The sequence below is a fragment of the Dyadobacter sp. genome (assembly GCF_051859145.1).
Classification (GTDB): Bacteria; Bacteroidota; Bacteroidia; order Cytophagales; family Spirosomataceae; genus Dyadobacter.
The window spans coordinates 21,853-22,883 of record NZ_JBHYGF010000434.1; the positions used below are offsets into that span (position 1 = coordinate 21,853).

At 52.2% G+C, this 1,031-nt stretch carries 1 protein-coding gene and 1 pseudogene; both read right to left on the reverse strand.

Annotation, left to right across the window (positions count from 1 at the left end; all coding sequences use genetic code 11):
* Nucleotides 1-510, reverse strand: a 510-nt coding sequence (locus tag ACTIE6_RS21135) for a polysaccharide lyase family 8 super-sandwich domain-containing protein (RefSeq protein WP_439558526.1), incomplete at its 3' end; no start/stop codon positions are given.
* An 87-nt stretch (nt 511-597) separates the two neighbouring features.
* Nucleotides 598-1,031: pseudogene (locus tag ACTIE6_RS21140) on the reverse strand (polysaccharide lyase family 8 super-sandwich domain-containing protein); the annotation flags it as partial.

A 1,031-nucleotide genomic window follows, 5' to 3' on the forward strand; every position in this document is an offset into this window, starting at 1 on the left:
CGAGCCCAGACTCACAAATTCCCGGTCAAAGAAAAACCACGCCTTTCTGGCTTTCAGCGGATCGTGTACACTCGCAAAATCGAATGCAGCTGCACCATACCGCTGGTCGGTTACCCCGCCTGTGAAATCGTTCAGCCCAGGTTTGGCGAGTTCCTTCCAATGCGCTACTTCAGGCTTTTGCACCACAGTCGTACCCGGAATTTTCTGCCAGTCCCAGACCGGGAAAATTCCGTCAAATTCTTTGCCGGTCTGTGAAATAAAGTTGCTGCCGTCACCATAATGGTGGTTCTTTAAACCTTCCTCATTATGTGGCTGCTCCATGTTAGCAGCTCGTTTGCTGTGCATGCGCACGGAAGCATAATAGTCGGGCCGCTGGTGGGTGTAGTAATGCGAATGCCAGAAATAGTGATCGCGCGTCAGGTTCGGCTTCACTTCTCCTTTCCTGATCCTGACAATGTTTTCAAGCTTCGCTTTCCGGTAAGAAGTAGCCCGGAGCAGGTTTTCAGCCAATTCAGGACCAGCCGGTTTCAATGCGCCTTTCCTGCTGATCCCCCGGTTTTCAGCGCCGGGATCAGGGTACCTCCCGTGAATATGCGACTAGCAGATCCCATCCAGAAAATAGTCGACCAGCAGTTTCATTGGTTCGTCGGGCAGCTTGTATTTTGTACCCTCGGTCTTCACTGCCCAATACGCGAATGCATTTGCATAGCCTGTCCCGTAAGCGAGCGTTGAAATTACATTGTCGGTGCGGTGATGAAAACTCAGATCGGGCTTCAAACCGCGGCCCGTCGATACCTTTATTTCCGAAACCATTACTTTCATCACATCTGCAAGTACCTGCGGATTACGTTGAAAAAGCGCCTGCTTCGCGCGCATACCGGCAATCTGGATCAGATCTCCGCCGGGTCTTGCGCCGGAAGCTTCCATGTTGGCGCGGCCTGCTATCCGCACGCCCTCTTTTCGCTGATTTGGAGTAAGGTCTTCGTCGAGTACGAGCAAAATGCTGATCATCAGGTTGGGCGTCCCCATTT